At 64.0% G+C, this 24,541-nt stretch carries 12 protein-coding genes and 1 pseudogene; 6 read left to right on the plus strand and 7 right to left on the minus strand.

Annotated elements, in window-relative coordinates; all coding sequences use genetic code 11:
• Positions 1-97: 97 nt before the first annotated feature.
• Positions 98-1,063, plus strand: coding sequence for a prolyl oligopeptidase family serine peptidase (locus tag HRU71_10685; protein QOJ03920.1), 966 nt, complete (start codon positions 98-100; stop codon positions 1,061-1,063).
• Here HRU71_10685 and HRU71_10690 read toward each other — a convergent pair.
• From HRU71_10690 to HRU71_10705, 4 genes are all read right to left on the minus strand, one after another.
• A complete protein-coding gene (locus tag HRU71_10690; protein ID QOJ03921.1) occupies positions 1,060-1,854 on the minus strand; it encodes a queuosine precursor transporter in 795 nt (264 codons plus the stop codon). The two genes, HRU71_10685 and HRU71_10690, sit on opposite strands and share 4 nt — an antisense overlap.
• A complete protein-coding gene (locus HRU71_10695; protein ID QOJ03922.1) occupies positions 1,838-4,558 on the minus strand; it encodes an insulinase family protein in 2,721 nt (906 codons plus the stop codon). Before HRU71_10695 ends, HRU71_10690 begins: the two co-directional genes overlap by 17 nt.
• Before the next feature lie 107 nt (positions 4,559-4,665).
• The gene (locus HRU71_10700; GenBank protein QOJ03923.1) at positions 4,666-5,124 is read right to left on the minus strand and encodes a zinc-ribbon domain containing protein; all 459 of its coding nucleotides are present in this window, start codon (positions 5,122-5,124) and stop codon (positions 4,666-4,668) included.
• 207 nt (positions 5,125-5,331) lie between these two features.
• Entirely contained in the window at positions 5,332-9,846 is a 4,515-nt protein-coding gene (locus tag HRU71_10705) for an amidohydrolase family protein (protein QOJ03924.1), read from the minus strand.
• A 191-nt stretch (positions 9,847-10,037) separates the two neighbouring features.
• On the opposite strand from HRU71_10705, the gene HRU71_10710 reads away from it, so the two are divergent.
• On the plus strand, positions 10,038-10,532 hold the full coding sequence (locus HRU71_10710) for a DUF4920 domain-containing protein (protein ID QOJ03925.1): 495 nt from the start codon (positions 10,038-10,040) through the stop codon (positions 10,530-10,532).
• A 69-nt stretch (positions 10,533-10,601) separates the two neighbouring features.
• A complete protein-coding gene (locus HRU71_10715; protein ID QOJ03926.1) occupies positions 10,602-11,585 on the plus strand; it encodes a class I SAM-dependent methyltransferase in 984 nt (327 codons plus the stop codon).
• Positions 11,586-11,599: 14 nt separating this feature from the next.
• Here HRU71_10715 and HRU71_10720 read toward each other — a convergent pair whose 3' ends face one another.
• The 3 genes from HRU71_10720 to HRU71_10730 form a co-directional block, all read right to left on the minus strand.
• Complete coding sequence (locus HRU71_10720; GenBank protein QOJ03927.1) at positions 11,600-14,377, minus strand: hypothetical protein; 2,778 nt, start codon at positions 14,375-14,377, stop codon at positions 11,600-11,602.
• Positions 14,378-14,564: 187 nt separating this feature from the next.
• Positions 14,565-17,426: a hypothetical protein gene (locus HRU71_10725; GenBank protein QOJ03928.1), complete on the minus strand. Its 2,862-nt coding sequence runs from the start codon at positions 17,424-17,426 to the stop codon at positions 14,565-14,567.
• Positions 17,427-17,701: 275 nt separating this feature from the next.
• A complete protein-coding gene (locus HRU71_10730; GenBank protein QOJ03929.1) occupies positions 17,702-18,928 on the minus strand; it encodes a tetratricopeptide repeat protein in 1,227 nt (408 codons plus the stop codon).
• A gap of 693 nt (positions 18,929-19,621) precedes the next feature.
• On the opposite strand from HRU71_10730, the gene HRU71_10735 reads away from it, so the two are divergent.
• The 3 genes and pseudogenes from HRU71_10735 (at position 19,622) to HRU71_10745 (ending at position 24,325) form a co-directional block, all read left to right on the plus strand.
• Positions 19,622-21,298, plus strand: a complete 1,677-nt coding sequence (locus HRU71_10735) for an activator of (R)-2-hydroxyglutaryl-CoA dehydratase (GenBank protein ID QOJ04991.1) — start codon at positions 19,622-19,624, stop codon at positions 21,296-21,298.
• A 202-nt stretch (positions 21,299-21,500) separates the two neighbouring features.
• Positions 21,501-21,854 (plus strand): DUF559 domain-containing protein, encoded by a 354-nt coding sequence (locus HRU71_10740; protein QOJ04992.1) that lies wholly within the window; start codon positions 21,501-21,503, stop codon positions 21,852-21,854.
• Between the two features lie 104 nt (positions 21,855-21,958).
• Positions 21,959-24,325: pseudogene (locus HRU71_10745) on the plus strand (CoA activase).
• Positions 24,326-24,541: the final 216 nt, after the last annotated feature.

Genomic DNA, 24,541 nt, shown 5'->3' on the forward strand with positions numbered 1-24,541 from the left:
AAGCATGGTCTCCTCAATGCCCGGTATCCTTTCGAGCCATTTGCCACGTTTCCGGGCCTTGCCGGGCCTCGGCCGACCCGTCTTGACCGCAGTCTGCATGGCGGCGCTACTGTTCACAGGTTCCGGATGCCCTTCGCTGGAGCCGCTGCCGACCAAGGCTGCCATCACGGAACAGACCGAAGGCCGAACGCAGCAGCCGTATCTCCTTTATGTCCCAAGCCGCTACACCGATTCGCGCCCGTGGCCGCTGTTGATTCTGTGTCACGGGACCTGGCCGTACGACACGCCGAAATTGCAGATGCAGGAGTGGGCGACGTTCTGCGAGACCAACGGGATCATCGTGGCGGCGCCGCAACTGGAAGGGACGAAAGGGGACTTCCCGCCGCCGCCGGAAAAACAGATTGCCTTGCAGCAGCGGGACGAACAGACGATCCTCGGCGTCGTCGCGGCGATGAAGCAGCGTTACCGCATCGCGGAGGAGCAGGTGTTCATGACCGGCTGGTCGGCCGGCGCGTTTTCGATTTTGTATACGGGGATCAGAAACTCCGATGTCTTTCGCGCGCTGGCGATTCGACAGGGTTCGTTTGACGCGCGATATTTTTCCGATATTCCGGAGGAACGATTCGATCCATGGCAGCCGATCAAGGTGATCTACGGCACGACCGATGTGCTTCGTGATCAGACGCTGGCCTGCATCGCGTGGCTTCGTGATCGGAAGATGTACGTTTCGTCTGAAGAGATAGCCGGCACGCATAGGCGGATCGAACCCGCAGTCGTCTGGCGCTACTTCAAAGAAGTGATGCGCGAACGGTTGTGGGTGCGGATTCGCGCGAGGCCGGTGGACGAGAACGATCCGTTGACGGTGCGATTTGAATTGGATGCGATCCCGGCGGTGACGCGGCAGCGGTGGTATTTTTCGGAGACCGACGATACGACCGAGGCGACGCCGGTGCGGACGTTCCCGCGGCCGGGCAAATACACGATCGCGGTGAACGTGACGTTGAAGAATCGCAAGAGCTACACGCGCACGCGGACGATTGAGGTCGGGCCGCCGCAGCGCTAATCCTTCAGCGAGAACGGCGTGAAATCCGTCGCGCGGTCGTAGTAATCTTCGCCCTCGGCGCGTTTGACCGCGCCAACCACAAGGTACGTGATCGGCGTAAAGATCGCCTCGATGCCGACCTTGAACGCCCAGTTGAAGGCCATCACCCGCCACATGCTGTCGGCCCCGCTCCAGGTTCCGTAGAACGCGAGCGGGTAGAAGATCGCACTGTCGACGCCCTGACCGGCAAAGGTCGATCCGATGGTGCGCATCCAGAGGAATCGTCCGCGCGTCCAGACTTTCATTTTCGCCAGGACGTAACTGTTGACGAAATCGCCGGCCCAGAAGGCGATGATCGATGCCGTCACGATGCGCCAGCCGGGGCCGAAGACGGTTTCGATCGCCGGTTGGATCACGGCGTTGAACGGTTCCTTCGGATAGACCGGCAGGCGGATGACGACCTGCGACATGATGACGTAAAAGATCATCGCGCCGAAACCGGCCCAGATGACCTTGCGTGCGCGGGCGTAGCCGTATACCTCGGTGAGCACGTCGCCGAAGATGTAGGAGATGGGGAAGAAGATGTTTCCCGCGCCGAAGACGACGGCGCCGAGCAGGGGCAGGTGAAGTTCGCAGACCTTGCCCGGCCCGATCATGTTCGAGCAGAGCAGGACGGTGACGAAGGCCGCCATCAGCAAATCGTAATAGCGGTACGCGCGGCGCGGGGTGGCAGGCGAATCAGACAAATGACGACTCCATGCAAGCGGCAGTCGCGGCTCGGATCTGCGGCGGATGCTACCGCGAAACCGCATCGCCCGTCACGGTCAATTCCTCGGGCGTCGGGAGGTCCAGCCCCTTGAGTTGCTCAAGGATCGTCTTGCGATCGCCCACGAGCACGAGCAGAGCGTTCTCGACCGGCAGCGCCGGGCCGGCGAGCGCATTGAGCGCCGCGGCGTCTGCCTTGGTCAGCGCCGCGAGGTCATCGCCGATCGTGCTGAACGGCAGCCCGTTTCGCTCCAATTCGACGGCTGTCGCCAGCACGCCGCCCAGTCCCTGAAACGCCTGCACGTATTCGACGCGATTGGTCTCGCGGGCCTTGGCGGCCTCGTCGGCGGAGATGTCGCCGCCGCGGATGCGTTTGAACTCGGCGAGGAACTCGCGAATGGACTCACCGGTGTGCTCGGCCTGCACGTCGCTGGACGCCGTGACGTAACCCATGCCCGGGGTCATCACAAAGCGGGAGCCGGCGCCGTAGGTAAAGCCCTTGGCCTCGCGCAGGTTCTGATTCAACCGGCTGGTGAAGCTGCCGCCGAGGATGGTGTTAATCAAATCGGCGTGGATGCGATGGGGGTCGCCGTATGCGATGCCCGGCATGTAGAAGCGAATGACGGTCTGCACGGCGCCGGGCTTGTCGATCAGCGCGACGCGCAGGTTCTTTATCGGGGCGGGCGGCGCCTTCGTCTCGCGTACGACCATTTCCATGTCGTGCATGCCCGCGCCGGAACGCGCCCATTTGCCCAGCGCCTTGTCCAGCGCCGATCGCGCCTGATCGACCGTCAAATCCCCGGCGATGAACAGCACGGCCTTGTCGGGTCGCAGGTATTCGTGCCAGGCGTCCTTGATCGCGGCGAGCTGCAACCCGTTGACCGTTTTCACGGTGCCGTCGACCGGTCGGCCGTAGGGATGATCGTCGCCGAAGAAGGCGCGCATGCCGACGCGCGAGGCGACGGCGGTGGGGCGATCCTCGAGCTGCTTGAGACCGTCCAGGTGCAGGGCCTTCACGCGCGACCATTCCTTTTCCTCGAAGCGGGGGCGCATGATCGCGTCGGCATAGAGCGCCAGCGCCGGGTCAAGATTGCGCCGCAGCGCCGAAAGGTTGATCGTGATCGTTTCCTGACCGGCCGAAGCGGAGAAGGTCGCGCCGAGTTGATCCAGCGCGTCGGAGAATTCCAGTGCGCCGCGCTCGCCGGCACCCTCGTCGAGCATCGAGACCATCAGGTAGGCACGCCCGGCCATGTGCGGATCGTCGAGACAGGCGCCCCCGCGAATCATGAGCGAGGCCGACACGAGCGGCAGTTCGGTTCGCGGCCACAGGCGCACTTCCAACCCGTTGGAAAGCTTGAAGATTTCCGGCATCGGCGGTGCGAAGTCCTTGGCGGCGAGCGGGTCGGGCTTTTTCTCGCGCGGTGAGGGAGTCTCCGGAGTTTCCGGCAGGACGTGCATGATGAGCCGCTTGTCCTGCGTGAGAACCTTCTTCGACCAGTCGCGCACGGCGGCGGTCGTGGCCGTGCGATAACGGTCGAGATCGCGCTTGAACGAGTTCGGCTCGCCCCAGGCGAATTGATACTGATTGAGCCGGTCGGCCTTGGCAAGGATGGATTGCAGACCGTTCAGCATGCTGAATTCGATGCGGGTTTTCTGTCGCTCGAGTTCCTCCTCGGTCGGACCGTTCGCGATAAATTCGGCGAGGACATCATCGGCCGCAGCTTCGATTTTATTCAGCGGCACGTCGGGCTTGGCGGTGATCTCCACCTGAAAAAGCGATTGGAGAATGTTGGAGTTCTGCACGGCTGACACGTCGGTGGCGATCTTGTCGTCGTACACGAGGCGCTTGTAGAGGCGGCTGCTCTTGCCGTCGGCGAGAACGGCGGCGGCGAGGTCCATCTCGGCGTCGCCGGGTCCGAAGTGCGGCGGGCTGTGATAGACGTATGTCACGCGCGGGAACTGCACCTGGTCCGTGTACGTCACGCGGCGGACGCCCTCCAGCGCGGCCGGCTCGGCCTTCGCGTGGACCGGCTGCGCATCGCGCGGCAGGCTGCCGAAGAGCTTGTCGATCAGCGGCTTGATCTGCTTCGGATCAAAATCGCCGGCGACGACGAGCGAGGCGTTGTTGGGGACGTAAAAGCGGGCGAAGAAGTTCTTCACGTCCTGCACGGTCGCGGCTTGCAGGTCTTCGTGCGTGCCGATCACGCTGATGTGGTACGGATGCCCCGGCGGGTACATCAGCTCGGTGATCTTCAGATCGGCCTTGCCGTAGGGCTGCATCTCGCTGGTCTGTCGGCGCTCGTTGCGGACGACCTCGCGCTGCTTGTCGAGTTTCTCCTGCGTCATCTCCTTGCCGAGCTCCTCGAGCCGGTCGGCATCGAGCCAGAGCAGCGTGGGGAGCAGGCTGGAGGGGCCGAACGAGAAATAGTTGGTGCGATCGTTGGAGGTGCTGGCGTTGTTGAAGCCGCCGCCCGATTCCATGATCACGTCAAAGTCCGACCCCGGCACGCGGCGCGTTCCCATGAACATCAGATGCTCAAACAAGTGGGCGAATCCCGACCGGCCGGGTGACTCGTCCTTCGAGCCGACGTAATACCAGATGTTGACGCAGGCCACCGGCAGCGAATGATCCTCGTGCAGGATGACGGTCATGCCGTTGGCGAGTTGGTATTTCTCGCAGGGAACGTCCTGTGCGCGGGCCGTCACGGAGGCTACGCAACAAAACAACGAAGCAACGATCAGTTTTTTCATGGGAGCACCCATTACCAGTTTCGATATACACGGCCGAAGCCGACGGATTTCAGCCCGTCGGCTTCGGGGGATTCCTCAAAAACCAGTCCAGACTGGAAGCGGATCAATCAATAATCGTCGATTCCACCGCTGAACCCTCCGCTCCCGCCACCCCCGCCTCCGCCCCCACGGCGCGGCTGGTCGCCCTTCATGGATTGATAACAGTCGCGGCAGTACACGGGTCGGCCTTCCATCGGCTTGAAGGGCACCTGCGTCGATTGGCCGCAATTTGAGCAAACGGCCGTGTGCATCTCGCGCGGTCCGCGCGAACCGCCGCCATGACCACCACCGTGGCCGCCATGTCCGCCATGACCGCCACGACCGCCGCCGTGACCGCCGTGGCCTCCCTTGCGGTGCCCGCCGCCGCCGCCGCCCGGTCCGGCCGCCTTGCGTTTTTCGCGGCATTCGCGGCAGCGGCGCGGCTCGTTGGTGAAGCCTCGTTCGGCATAGCGCTTCTGGTCCTCGGCGGAGTGGATGAAATCTGCGCCACAGTCGGCGCACGTGATGGTTTTGTCGGCGAACTCCATGGGATCAACCTCGCTGGATCGGGGAAAAGGGAGAGTTTGCATCGCCTCGGCCGGTCAGCTTCGGTACGGTGTCAACGATGCGTGGGGATTGCGTCTCCTGTGTGGCCGGTGCCGAGACCATCGGGCTGCGCGGAAGTCAGCCGCTGTGAACACTCTCGCAGCATGCAAATCGCAACCGATGCCACGGGCGATGTCAAGCAAGCCTACCTACCGGTTCGTCCCCAGCATCGGGCCTTGCAACGGCGGTCGGCCGCGCAGCGTCGGATCACCGCCCAGCCCCGGCATCGGCCTTTTACGCCACTTGTCATCGTGCTCGGTGTGGCGGCTGGTCAGTTCAACCGGCTGCCCGTCGATGAACAAGGCGACGACTTGATTGGAGGCCTGCAAGGGCGAATCCGTGGAGATGAACAGGTTGGCCATCTTGCCCGGCTCCAGCGAACCGAGCCGGTCGTCGACGCCAAGAATGCGCGCCGCGTCGAGGGTGATCGCCTGCACGGCTCGCGCTTCGTCCAGACCGTGCGCCACGCTCATGCCGGCCTCGATTCCGACATGCTTGGCCAGCGGAGCTTCCCCGGTGCCGAAACAGAATCGCACGCCGGCGCGGGCCAGCTCGGCCGCGTTGCGATAGGAGCTGTCCCACGGGTCGAATTCGCCGGGATAGGGCGTCATCGCGCCGCGCAGTATGACGTCCACCTTTTTCTCCGCCAGCTCGTCGGCCACTTTCCACGCACCTTGTCCGCCAACGATGATCGGCCGAAGGCCGTAACGCTCGGCGAACTTCAGCGCTTCGCGAATTTCCTTGTAGCCGTTGGCAGCAAAGAGCACGGGCTTGCGGCCTTCCATGATGGGGATCATCGCTTCGAGCAGCCGGTCGGGCTTCAAGCCGCCGGCGGTCTCCGGCGACGAAGCGAAATGGGCTTGCTTTTTCGCCGCGGCGTAAGCCCTGGCCTTGCGGAAGAAATCCTCGATGCGGGCCATTTGCTCGCGGGCGGCTTTGGTTTGCTCCTCGATGCGATCGGGCGGGGTGTCGTCGCGCCAGCGCTCGGGCAGCGAGGGCAGGCTGACAACCTGTCCGACGTACGGTTCGATCATCGCTTCGGGCATCGACCATCCGGCGAGCTTGACGAGTCCGGCCTGGCCGCTGATGCGTCCGCCGCCGGGGGAGACAAGCACATTCGTGACGCCCTCGCAGCGTGTCACATTTATGGCAGCAGCGAAGGGGTTGTAGGCCGACAGCGCCATCAGATCGGGCTGGAATTCGGCGATCTCGTTCTCATCGACCGTGGCCGCGATCATGCCGATCTCGTGCAGGCCCATGTTGGTATCGGCGTTGATCAGGCCGGGCCAGACGTGCAGGCCCCTGGCGTCGATGAAGACGGTCTCGGGATTGGGGTTCTGATCGGCCCAGGGCGCGACGAGGAAAATATCGCCGTCGGCCAGAGCGACGAGTGCGTTCTCGATCGGCGGCCCGCTGATGGGGTGTGCCGTCGCGCCGGTGATCCAATACAGCCCCATGTGCGAATAGGGGATGTTCAGCGGCTCGCGCTGCGGAGGAAGGCTTGAGGCGTGAGCCGTGAGGCTTGAGGGAGCCGTAGGATGGGCACTGCCCGCCCCGCCCGGAGCGTCATTCGTGCCACGGCTTGAAGCCGTGGCGCCAGGCGGCGCGAAATCGCGATGCTGGAAATACACCTCGCCGTCGATCAGCGTCATCACGCACTTGGCCCGGGTGTCGAGGGGATGGCCGTCAAAGACGGCGAGATCGCCAAGTTTGCCGACCTCGAGCGAGCCGACGTGTTCAGCGACGCCGAGCTGCATGGCGCCGTTCAGGGTGACGAGCTTAAGGCACTCGTTGGGCGACAACCCGCCAAAGCGAAGCGACTTGGCGGCTTCCAGGTTGAGATGGCGCACGACCTCGGCCGAGTCGGAGTTCACCGTCGCGCTGACCCCGCCTTGTGTCATTCGCGCGGCATTGAACGGCGTGGCGTCGTACGCCTCGATCTTGTAGGCCCACCAGTCGGAGAAGGTGCTTGCGCCGCAGCCGTGACGGCGCATCTCGGGGATGACCCGATAGCCTTCGAGAATGTGTTGCAGCACCGCGATGCGAAAACCGTAGTCCTCGGCCATCGCCAGCAGCCGCAGCACTTCATCGGCGCGGTAACAGTGGCAATGCACCCAGATGAGCCCGTCGTGAATCGCGGCGAGGGCTTCGAGCCGCAGATCGCGCCGCGGCGGTCGCGGGTCCTGGCCGGCCTGTTTCATGGACCGGTAGGCATCCCATTCCCGCTTGTATTCGATCGCCGCGTCGAAGCTTCGCCGGAAGACGGCCTCGACGCCCATGCGCGAGTTGGGGAAACGGGTGCCGCGTGTGCCCCAGTTGGATTGCTTGACGTTTTCACCCAGGGCGAACTTCACGGTGCGCGGTGCCGGTTCGAATCGCCATTGAGCGGCGGGCTTGCCGTACTTGAGCCGCAGCACGACGTTCTGCCCGCCGATCGTGTTCGCCGAGCCGTGCATGGTGTGGATCATCGTGACGCCGCCGGCCAGCGCGCGAAACGCCGCCACGTCACGATGGTTCACGATGTCGCCGATGCGCACCTCGGGCGTGACGGAGAGCGTGCCTTCGTTCAGCCCGCCCTCGCTGCACATGTGCGAGTGGCAGTCGATGATGCCGGGGCTGATGAAATATCCGGTCAGATCGAGCGTCGCGGCACCTGCCGGGGCGGTGAGATTCTTCCCGATTGCCCTGATGACGCCGCCCTCGACCAGCAGATCGGTCTGCGGTTGATCGCCCTGCGTGATCGTCAGCAGCGTCGCATTGCGAAGCAACACGGTGCCCCCGGTCTGAATGGCCGGCTTTCGATCGGCCTCGATCTCAACAGCGAACGTCGGCGGCACGGGCTGCGTGGCGGTCGGCGTGGTCGACGCGCTGGTGGGTTGCGATTCCGGCGCGCTGGTCGGCTGCGACGCGGCGGCGGCCTGGGTTGCGGAGGCGGCAGGGCCGCTGCCTTCGGCGGTCAGCTTCTCGGTGACGGGTTGCGACTCCGGCGCGCTGGTCGGCTGCGACGTGGCTTGCTTCTCCGGCAGCGCCGAAGCATCAATCGTGAAACGCTTGCCCTCGACGAATACCCAGCGCGTTTTCGCCTTCTCGTCCTTGAAGGGCTTGTTCATCACAACGAGGTTCGCCAGCTTGCCGGGCGCGATTTCCCCGAGTTGATCGCCGACGCCCAGCAGGCCGGCCGCGTTGGTCGTGAGCGCCGCCAGCGCGACGTCCTCGGGCAGACCGCGCTCGATGGCTTTGCGCAGATTGGCGTGGAATTCGCCGAGCGACTTCATCTCAAACGTGCCGATGGCGAAGGCGATGCCCGCCTCATGCAGCCGCAACGCGTTATCAACTTCCTCGCCCCAGAGACGCTTGCGCTCCTCGGTCACGCGCTTCGGCTCGAACGGCTGCTTCTCCCATTCGTCGTCGAAGATCGGAGAGTATTCATCGCGCGGCCTGGGCTTGTCGGCTTCCTTCTCCTTGTTCGGGTCGTCGGAGGATTCGCCTTCGCCATCGGGACGATCACCGCCGCGATCCCCTCCCGGTCCGCCGCGCCGGCCGCCGAATCCACCCGGAACCCCACGACGCCCGCCGCGACCGCCCCGCGCGCCGCGGTCGTCCTTCTCGCCCGGCGCTTTCGGCTCTTTCGACCAGTTCAGGCTCAAGATAATGGGCACGGCCTCGCGCTTCAGCCGCTCGGTTGCGCGCCAGGCTTCGCGTCCGCCGACGATGATCGGCCGCAGGTTGAATTCCCCGGCCATGTCCAGGGCCCGATGGATCTCGTTTTCGCTGTTGGCGAAGAACGCCACGGGCATCTTGTTGTCCAGGGCTGGCCAGAGGGCTTCGAGTCCGGGGTCATTCGCGGCGCGTTTCTCCTGCGGATGGCGTTGCGACCACGCGAGGGCATCGCGATGCCATTGCGCGTCGGACAACACCTGACGAAACGCCGCCATCGCGCCCATGGTTGTGCTGGGGTAGCCGAAGTCCGCCGGGCGTTCGCCGCGTCCGCCCGGTCCGCGCGGGGGGCGCTCGGATTCCAGCGGACGTGTCACAAATGCGGCATGGATTGCGACGTTTTCGCGAAGGATGGATCGCCGCCGGGGCAGATCGCCCAGCTGCACCACGGCGCTCGTGCCCGAAACAATGACAACGCGCGGCGAAACCAGTGCCGCCGCGAATCCCAGCGCCCGCCAGTCTTCCAGCCGGCCTGCCTGCGGGTCGTACAATTCCTCGGTTCGCCATTGGGGATGCATCAAGCGCCGCAGGGCCTGCACCGTGGCCGACTGCGGGCCTTGCACCACGTCAGGATTCTCGTCTTCCCAAACGCGGCGCTGGTCACTTGACGGCTCCTCGCGCGGCATGCCTGCGTGGGTGTTCGCATCGATGAAGCCGGCGTAGATCACCATGTCGTCAGCGGGAAGCGTCTGGGCATCGGCCGGCGCGTTCAGGGACGGTCCGACGGCCGCGATGCGACCATCGCGGATCAACACGTCGCAGCGTGGAATCGACTTTCCCGGCGCGGGGATGACCGTTGCATGGCGCAGCAGGACAGGAGGCTCAAACTCGGCGCGGGCGGTGGATCCCCAGGTCGACCCGCTCACGACGGTCAGCATCAGAGCAGAGAGGAGCCGCGCGGGTGCTCGGGTTGCGGGAATGAGCGGAACAGATGGTGCGGGGTGCATGGGCGTACCTCAATCGTGGTCGGCGTTGCTGGGGAAAAACGAAGCATTTCAAGCGATGAGAGCGGCTTTCGCAAAGGGGATTCTGGCGCGGCAGGACGGCCCGTTTTCCGCCCCCTGCATTGCCGCTCGCCCAGTTTTCCGGGATAATTTCGCGGTCGCGCGAGTTTCACACACCTTTTGGAGATGCACCCATGAAACGACCCTTGACGACCCTGACAACGCTCCTGCTCCTGACCGGCTGCCAGCAGTCGATGACCAACTACAAGCAATTTGGCGGCCCGGTGAAGGACTCAAACGCCCTGACGGTTTCGCAGGCCGTGCAGGAAGCGACCACCGAGGGCAAGGTGGTCACCATCCGCGGAAAGATCGCGGAAGTCTGCGCCAACATGGGCTGCTGGATGACGGTGACGGACGGAAAGGAAGTCGTCCGGGTGCGGTTCACCGAGAGCGACGCCTGCGCGGATGGGTATTACGTTCCGCGCAATGCGGCCGGGCACGATGTGGTTCTAGTGGGCAAGATCATGCCGATGGAAATCAGCGAGGCGATGGCGCGGCACTATGCCGAAGAGGGGGGCAAGCCGCAGTCCGAGATCGAGAAGATCGTCGGGCCGCAAAAGCAGATGACGGTCTTCGCGACCGGCGTCAAGATCGGCTCGCCCGAGACGCTTGATCCGCCGATTCGCTGACCGCTTCACGGCGCGCCGGGGCGCGAGAACTGCCGCCCCGGCGTCGAAACGGCCGATAGACCTTTAGATATGACCAGCCTCCCCGCCCATTTTGCCGCGACGCTGCCGGATTCAACCTCGCAAGCGGGATTTGTCTGCGTCGGCTGTGGGAGCCGAGATAGTCGGCTCGTTTCGCCGCCGCGCGGGTGGCCGTGGCCGATGCGCCAATGCGACGCCTGCGGGCTGATTCAGCAATCCCCGCGGCGTTGTTCAAGGCAACCCGTCGCGCAACCCCATTCGTTCCCCGACGCGGATGCGCCGTCGGAACCGGCGTCGTGGTCCTCGGCCGTTCAACGCTACGTGGAATGTCTGCTTCCGCTGGAATCGCACACGGGGCGAAACCTGCTGATCGTGGGGTGTGGTCGCGGGCATCTGGCGGCCTTGGCGCGGGCGCGCGGCTGGCGGGTCGTTGGATTGGATCCGTCGCCGCAGGCGATCTGCCGGGCGATCGAACAATTCCAACTGGATGCGCGGGCCGGCGGACTGGCGCGGCATCGCGAAGCCCTGGGCCGCTTCGACGTGGTGCTGTGCGGCAATCTGGAAACGGCGTGGGATCCGGCCGCCGTCCTGCGTGATGCGCGCACGGTGCTGAATACAGCCGGCGTCGTTTGCGTCGATGTGTCGGATGGCTTTGCGGACATGGGAGCACGGCCGGAAGCGGGAGACGCTGTGCTCAACGTGTTTGACGCGGGGTCGCTCGAGCGATTGCTGCAAGCTTGCGGTCTTGGAAGCGTTGCGATTCGCGCAAGCGGACATGCGAACGCGCCGCAACTTGCGGGGAACCATCGAGGCATGTTCCGCTGGATTCCGCGATTCCTGGCACGGTGGATGACACGATTGTGGCATTTCATCGCAGGCGAGCGGGCCGCGGGTTCCGCGTGTCTGCGGGCAGACAATCTTTCTGAAGCCGTCGCGCGCGTGGAAGCGCTGGCTTCGAAGCGAGCGTCAAGCGGTGGCCGCGCTGATCGACTCATTGCCGTCGCCGCCCGCGCGGCCGCGGCGCACGCCGACTAACTTCACCACGTTTGCTATTGAGCAAGCAGGGCGGCTGCGAAGGCCGCCGCGTCGCTGTCCAGGTCCGGTCCGCCGAAATCGGCACACTGCGGCAGATCGGTCTCCAGCGGCACGCCGAGCTTCACGCGGAGGAACGCGGCGACGTCCAGTCCGTTTACCGTCGCGTCGCCGTTGACATCGCCCGGCAGGACGCAGACGCAGCCGGGCGTATTGAAATCCATCGGGCTGGAGAACGGCGTCTCGTCGCCCTGGAAGTTCCTCGCCCGCACGCGGACGGTGTACGCCGTGCAGGGCGAAAGCAGCGACAGATTTCGCGCTGCGGCGGCGCCCCATTCGTTCGCGCCGCTGCCGGCGCCGGGATCAGGCACGACTTCGAAGTAGAAGCCTGTTTGCAGGAAACCGATGTTTGTGAAACTCCCCGTCGCCGTCACCGTGGCACCGTTCGCGGTCACGTTGCTCACGTTGACGCCGGTCGGGGTCTGGATGGCGGTCGCCGTCGCCACCGATGCCGAATATGGGGTGACGTTGGGGTTCGGCGCGGCGTTGTCCCGCGCACGAACGCGATACGTGAAGGCCGAATTGGCCGTCAGGCCGGTGTCGACGTACTCGCGCTCGAATTGCCAGAGGCTGTCGTGCCCGCCCGCGCCCGATACATAATCGAATTGGTATTGCACCGGAGGCGAATCGGCGTCGGTGGCTTCGGTGGATCGCATCGTGATGGCGCTGTCGCTGACGGCCGTCGGCGCGATTTCAAAGGTCGGCGGCGGCGCCGGCTGGACGCCATCCACCGTGGGAAACTGAAGCTTGCCGACCCAGGTGCCCCAGATGTTCGAGACATCGGCGTACTCCTGGACGGTCCAAAGGGTGCGATGGTCCGAGGGATCGAGCGTCGTGAGGCTGTAATCGCCCCAGCGATTGCGACCAAACCCGTCGATGTTGTTCTGCGGTCCGATGCCGGCCTTGAGCAGGGCGGGCGCGCTCATCTGCCCCGGCGGGTCGTTGACCAGCCGACCGGCGTAGTAGCAGCCGGCGTACTCGCTGGCCTTGGAACCGCTGCAGCCGAGAACCGCATCGCCCTGTTCGTTGACGGCGATGGAGGGGAAATAGTGCCACCTCGTGGCATCTCCGACCGCGCCCCATTGGGCGACGGTGAACGGACTGCCCTCGGCGAGCTGATACCAGCGGCAGGTCGCGCCCGCGCCGCCGCTGACGGTGTGCGCGGTCCAGATGCTGCCGTTGCGATAAACCGCGTTCATCAGACGGGAGTCGACGGTGTCCAGGGCCGGGCCGCCCAGCGCGGGCGCGTCGGAGGCGGTGTTGAACGCGACGACCGGTACGACGCCGACTTCCACCAGCGTCGGGTTGGTCAAAGGCGGATCGACACGCCGCACGCGAATCCCGTTGTTGCTGTTCGTGGAGACGACGTACTCACCAGGCGGATTGCCATACGTCAGCGTCGGCTGGAGCGCACCCTCCCACGGCAGGCCGCGGAAGGCCGTCACCGTGCCCATCGAAGGGGACGGCGCGACCAGCGGCGCCTTGTCGATGCAAAAGAGTGACATCTGACAGCCGACCATGTAGGCTCCGGTATAGATTCCGTTGGCGTCCAGTCCCAGCGTCGGGTAATCGGGCCAGCAGTTGCCGTCCGAGCCGCCGGTCACGAGAAAGTTCGTCTTGAACCAGCTTCCCGAAGCATCGCTCGTCAGCGAGACGGCCAGGTACAACCGCGAACTGAAATCGTCGTTCAGAACGACCCAGCGGTTGGTGTAATGATCGAACAGCACACGCGGATCGCCGGATGAGCCGGGCAGGAAACTGGTGATGGAGACGTTGCTCTGTTGCGCGCCGGTCGCCTTGTTGTAAATCGCGATGTTGCGATTGACGCAGATGACGAATTGCGTCGGCCCGACCGCGCCGCAGGTGTCGGGCGGGTAGGAGAACTGCCCCGCGTCGCCGCGCTTCACGCCCTGAAAGTTCAGCGTCAAAAGCGGCGGCGTCCCCGCGCGCAGCAACCACAGGCCGTCGTCATGGTCGGCCGGCTGGGCGCCCTGGGGTTGCGAGAACGTCTGCGGTGCCGCGATGGCGTCACCACAATCCGCGGTCACGCCTTCTCCGACTTCCCACGTTAAGCCGGCGTAGCCGGTGGCGGTGAGCACCTGGCCGTAGGGCAATTCCTCAAAGTCAAGCGTGACGGATTCGCCCGTGTCGCGGTACGTAAAGGACAGATCGTCCAGCGCGTAAAACCCGCCGCCGGCGACTGCGGCGATGGACTCAAAGACAACGCGATCCACGTTGTCGAGATTCACGTCGAACGCCGTCGGGCGATCGCTGATGTCATGGAACCACGCAGTCTCGCCGACCTGCCTGCCGTCGCGATAGCCGATCACACGCAAGCCGGGCGTCCAGACTTCGGGCGCGCCCTGCCCGGCGACGAACACGCGATCAAACCGGACCGGCCGGGCGAAGCCGATCCCCATGCGCGTATCGCCGTTCTTGTTCACAAGGTTGTGATGGCCGGAGTGCGGGAAGTAGGTCGCGCGGATCGAGGGCACGGTCCACAAGCCGAACTCGTCGCGCTTTTTCACGGGCGGCTCGGGCGCGCGCTGGGCGTCGCGCGCGATGACGGCGTCCATCGATTCGATGATCGACGGGCCGAATGCCTCGGGGGGCAGGCGCTCGCCCTTGATCGCTACAGAAGTCTCAATACCAGTGGATTCGGCCCGCGCCAACCCGAGCGGCAGGCCTCCCAACAGGCCGCCGATCGCGGCAACCAAACGGAATTTCTTCGTCACGAAAACCCCTCTTCACACGGGATGACGTTCCAAGTCAGGCGGGAAACCACTTCTCCACACCTTGATTATAACGATTCTGGGGTCCGGCGCGCGCCAAATAATCACCGTGTCGGTGGCGGTTTGGCAGGCGGAATTCAGCCGCGGATGCGGAATTGGGGCCGGTTCACACAGCGCGACGCGGTGCGAATCATGCCCCCAGCAGGTCGGCAGCGAAGGCGGCGATGTCCCCCGCCAGCGTCCCGGTGTCGTAGTCGGCGCAGGCGGCGTTGTCGCCCGACAGAGCCTGGCCGAGTTTCACCCGAATGAAGCCGGCGATGTCCAGGCCGTTGCGCGCGGCGTCACCGTTGACATCGCCGGTGAGCGTGCAGGCCGCACAACCGGCGGTGGCCTGCATGGCGGCGGGCGAGAAAGGCGTCTCGGTCGCCTGAAAGTTTCGCGCGCGAACGCGGAACGTGTACGTCGTGCAGGGCGACAGGCCGGTGATCGTGACGTTCGGCGACGAGGTCCAGACGTTGCCGCCGGTGCCATGTGGCGGGGAGACTTCGAAAAAGAAACCAGTCTGCAGGAAGCCGACGTTGGTGAACGTACCGGCTGCCGTGAGCTGCACGGAGTCCGCCGTCACGGTTCCGATGGTGACGCCGATGGGCGTTTCAATGTGCGTGGCGGCGGTGAAGTTGGAGGAGAAGTTTCCGGTGTTGGGCGTCGGCGTGACGCTGTCGCGCGCCCGGATCCGATAGTTGTAGCTGGAGTTCGCGGTCAGGCCCGTATCGATGTAATCGCGCGAAAGCTGCCAACCGCTGTCGTGCCCGCCCGCGCCGGAGACGTAATCGAAGTAATACTGGATCGGCGGCGTCGTGTCGGTCGCCAGCACGGCCTGCATGGAGATTTCGCTCGCGCTGATGCCCACCGGCGCTGTCAGGAACTGCATCGGATTCGGCGACGGTGCGGCCGTGTCAGGGGCGACGCCGGAGTAGCGCAGCGTGATCGTCGCGGTGTTGGAGGTTGTCTGGCCGTCCGAGACGGAGAACTGGAACGTATCGGTGCCGGCCGACGTGCCGGAGCGGCGCAGCAGCAGCCCCGGTCCTCCGACGCTGCTGATGACGGTGGACTGCGCCGGGCCGGACAGGACGTTGTACGTTGTGATGCGGTCTTCCTCGTCGCTGGCGGGCAGTTCGATCAGGAACGCGCCGAAGGTCGTCACGTCGCGCGTGTAGCTGTACGCCACGGGTGCGTGATTGGGCATCGCGCCGGCCGGTGGATTGGCGAACGTGACATTCAAATGGACCGGGGCCGACAGCGCCCGCTTGCCGTCGCTGAATTCGGCCTCGGCGACGAGCCGCACCGGGCCGCCGCCGAAGACGTCACCGAGAATCGAGAAGGCCGCGCTGGCGCTCGGTGTCGCGGCGATCACGCGAGCATTGTGCAGCAGACGGATTTCCGTCACCGTCCCGCCCGCGGCCGACACGTTCACCGTGAACAGCGTCGAGCGATCGCCGCTCGGCGGATTGGCCGACAGCGTCGCCGAGCGGCCGAAGTTGTTCGTCTGAAGCGTGCCGATCCAGCGGCCAACCGTCGCGACCAGGCCGGATTCGCGCGCGACAACGCGCAGATCGTGATGGCCGTCGGCGAGGTTGGCGGTGTTGAGCGAGAACTGCCCGCCCGCAGCGACCGAACCAAGCAGCCGGCCGTCGACGTACAGCTCGTTGTTGGCGATGGTCGCGCCGGGTCGCGTGGCGGTGGAATTGGGTGTGAGGGCGATCGTGCCGGAGACGGCGGCGCCGGGCGCGTCGGGCACGGTGACGGTTGGAATGTAGGCAAACGCCTGCGTCAGCGGGTCACCGTAAAACAGGCATTGAAACGGCGCCCATTGAATGCTGCGAAAGAGCGCCTCGCCCAGGCAAACGCCCTGGTAATACCACGAATGCAGCCGAGGATGCGGGAACTTCCCGGGGATGCCCGCGCCGAAGACGCACGGTTCTTCGACCGTGCCCATCGAGGCCGACGCGCCGTTGGCCGGAAAACCCTTGGCGATCCAGCGCGAGAGCTTCACCTGGCTGGTGTCTTCAAAGGTCGCGGCGAAGCTGGTCAGGTGATCGCAGAACGCGCCGGGGGTGATCGTCATCGACGTGCCGTCGATGTTCGGCGTGGCCGCGCCGGTGAGGATGCCGAGGCAATCGTGCTGGCCGGCGGGCAGGTCCTGATTATCAATCTGCACGGCCTGTCCGCCGTTGGCGATGATCTCATTGATGACCGTGGCGAAAAGCGGATCGCGCGGGTTGCTGCGGATCGCATCGGTCGTCTTCATGAAGTAGAAGGTGCCGCCGGGTCGCGTGCCGTCGACGGCGACGCTTCGGTCGATCATGGCGATGATTTCGTCGAGCGTGTTGCCGTTGAAGCCGTCGTGACCGAGCATGAAGCCGATGTAGTAGCGCTTGGCGGCCGGGGCCGTGCTGGGGGCGCCGCCGACGTAGGACAGGGAGTTTCGAAAGGCGCGGGCCACGGGATTGTTGGAGTAGAACTGATTCGGCTCCATGACGTTGAGCGTGCCGCCAAGGATGAGCGACTTGTAGTAGGCCAGGCCGTAGGCGGATGAAATAGACAGCCGAGTAACCGGCGTGCAGCCCGACGCGCCGATCAGCCCGGGTGAGAAGACGGAGAATCCTTCGCCGGGCGGGATGACGACGAAGTCGACGTGATCATCGATGCCGCGGTGTTGCAGCGCACCGAAGAGAGCGTCGATCGAGCGATCGGCGAAGTTCGTGTAGCTGTTGACCTCGCTCTTGTAGTAGATGACGTTGGCGTCGGGAATGTTGCGGGCGTTCTTGTAGTAGTTGCCCAGGTACAGCGACGACGGACTCTCCGGATTGATGATGAGCAGGACGTTCTCCCCTCCGCCGCCGGCGTATGCCGTCGGAACGAACGCCAGCGCAAGCAGTGCGGAGACGATGAACCACGCCGCAAGCCGTGACGCGAGTCGCTCCGCCCACCGGGAATCGGCCGAGCGGTATTGGAGAATCGTCGTTGGTGAGCGTTGGTCGCCGAGTCGCATGTGCGGTTTCCACTCCGGGGGCGTGTCCGAGCCTACCACGTTGAAGCGCGGCATCTCCCGCATCGGTACGCTTCATCCTCTCGATGACGTCGTGCGAGTACGCGTCGGCTGCGCCGAGGCTGACCACCCTGCTTCCCATTTTACCCGGTCGCCAACCGACGATTCCACCCCTAAGCCCCAGAAAACCGGGCCGCAATGAGCGATGCAAATGAAAATGGCAATCAGGGTGTTCGCGCACGCACAGAGAGGCTGATAACGTGAGGACCGAGCGTGGATTAGCGCTCGCCGGAGGTCCAGACCCGCTTCACAAGCTTGCCTTGCGTTGATCGTGGGGAGGCAGGGCCTTTTTTCAAGCGGGCCGGAGTGCTTGGGTCGCGTTCCGCGCCGTTTGCCGGGACGGTCTTGCCGACGACTTCCAGCAGCTTGGGCACAAAGAAGCTGCGCGGATCGAGCTGGGCCGCGCGGCGCAGAACGGGGTAGGCGGCGGCTGATCCTTCGGTGCGGAAGAGTACGTAACCGAGTACCGCCCGGGCGGAGGCGTCCTTCGGATGGCGTACGACGTGGGCCTTCAGCGCATCGAGATGCCGATCGAAATCGGCGCGGTCGCCGTATTCGTCGCGCAGGTCGTAATCCCGGCTGACGAGCAGCGGCGAGAGTTCAAAGGCGCGGGACAGTTGCGAGACCGATTCGTCGTAGCGCCCGAGCGCGAACAAGGCGTGCCCCGCGTGCAGCCTCACGGCGGCGGAACCGTGGTCCGCATCGGCCGCGCCGAGGAACTTGATCGCAGCCTGTTCGTAGTTGCCCGCGTTGAACAGCGCCATGCCGTCCTCGAAGAGGTCCATGTTCTGATTGATCAGGTAGCCGGCGCGCTGCGAGGCGAGATCGCGGAACTGCTGGCGCTGCCCGATGGTCACATCGCGCTCGTAGTAGAAGAGGGGATCGTAGGCAAAAGGCGGCGGGTTCGAGACGACCCACGACTCGGTCCAGGCACTGCTTGCCCAGCCGCTGACATACGGCCCGACGCTGCCGCAGGGGAGATTGCTGCGGCCGTAGATTGGTGCGCCGTAGCCGAACGAGCGTGTGTGCCCGCCGAAGCTGGGTGCGTAATTGCCATAAGGCGTGGTGCGCGAGCCGAAGCCGGGCGTGCCGAAGCGACCGGGTGAGATGACGGGGTAACGCACGATGCCGCCAGCCTGGAAGCGGTCGTTGCAGGCGGTGTTGAAGGCACGCACGGGATGACTGGTATATCGATAGGTGTCAAAAAACGGGCTGGTCGCGCCGGGCTGGGTGTAGATCGGTCGCGGCGGCGTGTAGTAGTACTGCATCGTGCCGATCGAGCCGCGGCAGAGCGGGTCGGGGCCGGGAATGCGCACGATGCGCGGCGAAAAGCCGCTGTTGCAGGCGCTGCCTGATCCGCGCGAAGGGATACCGTCGGCGAAGGTGTCGGGAGCAAGACTGACGGCATGGATGAAAGCGAGGATGGCAACAAGGCTTCGGGACATGAGTTGCTCCACACCTGGGGCCGCCGGTCGGAGAGGAGCGGCCGGTTCACGAGACGAACCTCTACAGGATATTAGACCTGAAAAGAGGGTTTGAAGTTAGCGGTGGGCGATCGTTGTCGAGCGAGAATCTGGCGAAGTTTCTTTTGCAGTTGCACAAAGTTTCGTGTGATTGTTGTCGCTCCCTGTGTAAAGTCGAGCGGAGGTCGGCTTTTCCTAAGCGTGGCATTGGTCAAAGTTTGGATCGCGGACCGGAGGATGAAACCGTGCGGTGCAAAGTCACGCCGCGATGGGCGATTTGCCGCTAAGTTAGTAACCACTAACTTTTCCGTTCTGTATCAAGGACGGGCGCGGCGGGAACCGGATGCGAAAGAAAACCGTGATTTTACTTGCAATCCCCAGCCGCGCGGGTGCAATACGCACCGGTGCAAGAGGTGAGGGCCGCCGGTTGAATCGGCCCTAAGCTAGTGTTTCCTAACCAGGAGTCTCTTCATGGTTGCCAACGCCACGACCACCGCGACGTCCTCGCAGCGTGCTTCCGGCGATATCGCCCTGCCGCTGCTGCGTGACTCGATTGAAGCGACGATTGCCGCCGAGCGCGCGCGCTTGATGAAAGAGGCCGGTCTGACGGTCGGTCCGATCCAGCACTTCAAGCGGCCGGTGGAGCGGAATTTCACCCGCGCCGAGCGCGGGAAGGTGACTATTTGGCTGGGCGGCCTGACGCTGCGACATGAGCAGCTCATCGTCGCCGGTCTGGAGGGGCTGGGCTACAAGGTCGGGCTGATCCCCACGCCGGTGAAGGCCGATTTTCAGGCGGGCAAGGAGTTCGGCAACAACGGACAGTGCAACCCGACCTATTTCACCGTCGGCGCGCTGGTGAATCACCTCAAGCGGATGCGCGACGAGCAGGGCATCCCGCTCGAACAGATTTTGAGCGATCACGTCTTCATCACCGCCGGCGCCTGCGGGCCGTGTCGATTCGGCATGTACGAAGCCGAGTATCGCCTTGCCCTGCGCAACAGTGGATTCGACGGTTTTCGCGTGCTGCTGTTCCAGCAGAGCGGGGGTCTGGACCAGGCGGCGGTCGAGGCCGGGCTGGAGTTCAATCTCAACTTCTTCCTGTCGCTCCTGAACGCCATGTTCATGGGCGACATCCTGAACGAAGTCGCGTACCAGATTCGGCCGTACGAGGTCGTGCCGGGGCAGACGAACGCGGTATTCGACAAGTGTATTAAAATTTGCCAGGAGGCGTTGAGGAAGAAGAACTACGACGAGGTGCATCAGGGGGCGCTGGCGAGGATTCTGGCGAAGATCGCCCCGGTGAAGGGACCGGCCGACGCGGCGAAGTTTCTGGATCAGTTGCGCGGCACCTACTACGCCGAGGTGTTCGCCGAGTGCGCGAAGATCATCAACGAGGAAATCGAGGTCGACTGGCTGCGAGCCAAGCCGATCGTGAAGGTGACCGGCGAGTTCTGGGCGCAGACGACCGAGGGCGACGGAAACTTCCGAATGTTTCCGTTCCTCGAGGGCGAAGGCGCCGAGGTGCTGGTCGAACCGGTGGCAACGTGGATCTGCTACATGCTGCACCAGGCGGGGCTGAAGGCGGCAGACCGCAAGGGGATTAACGAAGCGTCAACACAAGTGGATCCAAGCCGCGATCGTGATGGAGTGGGTTCTGTTTCACGCTGGAACATCAAGGCCCGCCTCGCGGCGGAGATTGCCTTCCGCAAGAAGATGTTCACCTTCGACCTCGCCGAGAAGATCATCAAGCACGAATACAACAAGCTGCGCGAAGCCATCGGCGGCACGGCCCACGAACTGGCCAATCAACTGGAGCTGACCCGCGCCGGCCATCCGTACTACAACAGTCGGGCCGGCGGCGGCGAGGGCCATCTCGAAGTCGCCAAGAACATTTATTACTCGTCGAAGGATCTCGCACACATGGTGCTGTCGCTCAAGCCGTTCGGCTGCATGCCCAGCACGCAGAGCGACGGCGCGCAGGCGGCGGTGGTGAGCCACTACAAGGACATCATCTACATCCCGATTGAGACATCCGGTGAAGGCGACATCAACGCGCACTCGCGCGTGCAGATGGCCCTCGGCGAGGCGAAGGTGAAGTGCAAGGAAGAATTCAAACGCGCCATCGCTGCGACGGGCTACACGCTGGAGCAGATTCGCGACTACGTCGCCCGCGAGGAGAACCGCGACCTCCGCCGACCGCTGCTGCACGTGACGCACCGCAAAGGCGTGGTCGGCAAGGCGGCGAACTTCGTGCTGGACGTTGCGGAGCGGATGAAGAAAGAAGGCGTGGGGCTGCGGAAACAGAACGCCTCAACTGGTTCAGAGCCTGATTTCGCGTGCGCGTCGGCCTAATGCCGCGTCAAGGTATTGGGGATGATGTGAATCGCGAACGAGATGTGAATCGTGAACGGAATGTGAATCGTGAACGGAATGTGAATCGTGAACGGAATGTGAATCGTGAACGAGATGTTGATCGCGCACCCTCTCCCTTCCAGGGAGAGGGCAGGGTGAGGGTCGAATGACGGAAACCAAGCGCCACCGCGTGAAGCCGATCATGACGGATCGAGCGCGAGCGCTTCGAGCAAAGGGAACCAAGTCAGAGCGGTACCTGTGGAAGCTATTGCGAAGTCGGCAGTTTGAAGGAATGAAGTTTCGGCGGCAGCATCCGATCGGACCATACATTGCGGACTTCTACTGTGCCGATGCGAAGCTGGTGATTGAACTGGACGGTATCAGTCACGACGGCCGAGGTGAGTACGACGATCGACGGCGCGAGTATCTGGAGCGATTGGGACTGCGTGTGATCAAGATGCGCGATGACGAGTTATTCGCCGATCCGCAGTCGTTAGCGACGGAGATACTGCGCGTCACCAGGAAGTTGGAACCCTCACCCCGCCCCTCTCCCTGAAAGGGAGAGGGAGTTGAGGCGCGAGACCACGATGAGTGCGCCGCGCGACGTAGCGGAGCGCCCCAGCAAGCTATCCGAAGTCTTTTAGCAAGGATGTCTCTGATATGGCGAACCAGATAAATCACGAAGCCGATCACGGCCACACGCACACCGGCGGGTCGTGCGGGTCGAGTGATAAGCACCGACACCCTCACCCCGGCCCTCTCCCTGAAAGGGAGAGGGAGCAAAGCGCGGGCGGGTCGTGCGGGACGCATTTGAGCGCCAAGGCGGGCAGTCTGCCGGTCGTCGGCAAGTCATCCGGCGGCGGGTGTTCGTCCGGCGGGTGCTGTTCCTCCAAATCCGGCGACTCAAGCGTCACGTCTCAAACCCCAGGTCTGGTTCAACTCAACGTCGGCATCATCAAGAGCGAGAAGACCAAGCCCGTCATCGAAGACCTTCCGTTCGTTCCAACCGAGAAGTATCCCCAGGGCCTGTTCATCGGCCTGGATGTCGGCAGCACGACGGTGAAGTACGTCGTCGTCGATCCGGTGACGGATGAAATCCTCGCGAAGGATTATCAACGGCACGACACCAAGCAGCCCGAGAAGTGCATCGAGATGTTCGGGCACATCGCGCAGCAGTTTCCCGACGTGCCGCGCAACGCTTTTCGCGTCTTCATGACCGGCAGCGGTGGTTCGAGCATCGGCAAGCGCATCGGCGCGCGGTTTGTGCAGGAGGTCAACGCGGTCAGTCTCGCCGTGGAGAAGCTCTATCCCGACGTGCAGAGCGTCGTCGAACTCGGCGGGCAGGACGCGAAGATCATCGTCTTCAAGACCGACGAGTCCACCGGCAAGAAGAAAAAAATCCCCAGCATGAACGACAAATGCGCCGGCGGCACCGGCGCGGTCATCGACAAGATCAACGCGAAGCTGAAAATCCCCTCCGAGCAGCTCTGCCAGATGGGCTACGTCGGCCTGAAGCTGCACCCCGTCGCCGGCAAGTGCGGCGTCTTCGCCGAGACCGACATCAACGGGCTGCAAAAGCAGGGCGTGCCGCCGGATGAACTGATGGCGTCGTTGTTCGAAAGCATCATCCAGCAGAACCTCGCCGTGCTGACGCGCGGGCACACGCTGCGGCCGCAGTTGCTGCTCTTGGGTGGGCCGAATTGTTACATCAAGGGCATGCGTGATTGCTGGCGACACAACGTGCCGCTGATCTGGGAGGAGCGCAAGGTACCGTACGACAAATCCAAGCCGATCGAGGAGTTGATCGTCGTGCCGGACAACGCGCAATATTTCGCCGCCCTCGGCGCGGTCGAGTACGCGAAGATCGAAGTGCAGGACAACCCCAATTTCGGCGTCTTCCGCGGGCTGGAGGAACTCCAGTGGTACATCACCGTCGGCCGCATCGAGGAGAAAAAGGCCGCCGGCAGCAAGGGCTTGTGGAAGGACGCCGCCGATCTGGCTGCGTTCAAGGAGAAGTATCGCCACGAAAAGTGGGAGGCGCCGCGTTTCACGCCGGGCAGCACGGTCCGGGCGTTCATCGGCATCGACGGGGGCAGCACGAGCACCAAGGGCGTGCTGCTGGATGAGGATAAGAACGTCGTCGGCCGGGCCTATCAGCTCTCCAAGGGCAACCCGATCGAAGACACGATGGAGATCTTCGCGCTGCTGGAAAAGCAGATTGCCGACCAGGGGTGCAAGCTGGAGGTGCTCGGCGTCGGCACGACGGGCTACGCGAAGGATATTTTGAAAGATGTCTTGAAGGCGGACGTCGCGCTCGTGGAGACGGTGGCGCACACGCAGGCGGGCCTGCACTTCTACCCCGACACCGACGTGATCGTCGACGTCGGCGGGCAGGACATCAAGCTCATCATCCTCAAGAACGGCCAGGTCAAGGATTTCAAGCTCAACACCCAGTGCTCGGCGGGCAACGGATACTTTTTGCAATCCACCGCCCAGGGCTTCGGCTTCAAAGTCGAGGAATTCGCCGACATCGCCTTCAGCGCCGAGGCCATGCCGTCGTTCGGCTACGGCTGCGCGGTGTTCATGCAAAGCGACATCGTCGATTTTCAGCGGCAGGGCTGGGCGCCGAACGAGATCATGGCCGGGCTGTGCGACGTGCTGCCCAAGAACATCTGGTTGTACGTCTCACAGATACCGAACCTTGCGAAGCTGGGCACGAAGTTCATCCTTCAGGGCGGCACGCAGCACAACCTCGCCGCAGTGAAGGCGCAGGTCGATTTCATCACCAGCCGCTTCAAGGGCATGGCGACGCAGCCGACGGTGACGGTGCACAAGTTCTGCGGCGAGGCCGGCGCCATCGGCTGCGCGGTCGAGGCGCACCGGATGTACACCGAGCTGGGCCATCGCACGTCGTTCATTGGATTGGAACGCGTGCAGCAGATCACTTATCGCACGACGCGAAACGAGAACACGCGATGCTACTTCTGCAAGAACAAGTGCCTGCGCACCTTCATCGACGTGAAAACGGGGGACGGATCGCTCGCTGCCAACGCGCCGCTGTCTTTTAATGAGCCGCGGGCTGATAATGAGCCGCGGGCTGATAATGAGCCGCGGGCTGATAATGAGCCGCGGGCTTCAGCCCGCGCGGCCGACGGAACCCACACGAATGCCGCGGCGGCAAACCCTGGCGTACTCGTCAGCCTGACGACGCAGATCATCAAGCAGGGGCCGGAGGCGGGTCAC

This window comes from Planctomycetia bacterium (assembly GCA_015200345.1).
In the GTDB taxonomy this organism is placed as follows: Bacteria; Planctomycetota; Phycisphaerae; order UBA1845; family UTPLA1; genus PLA3.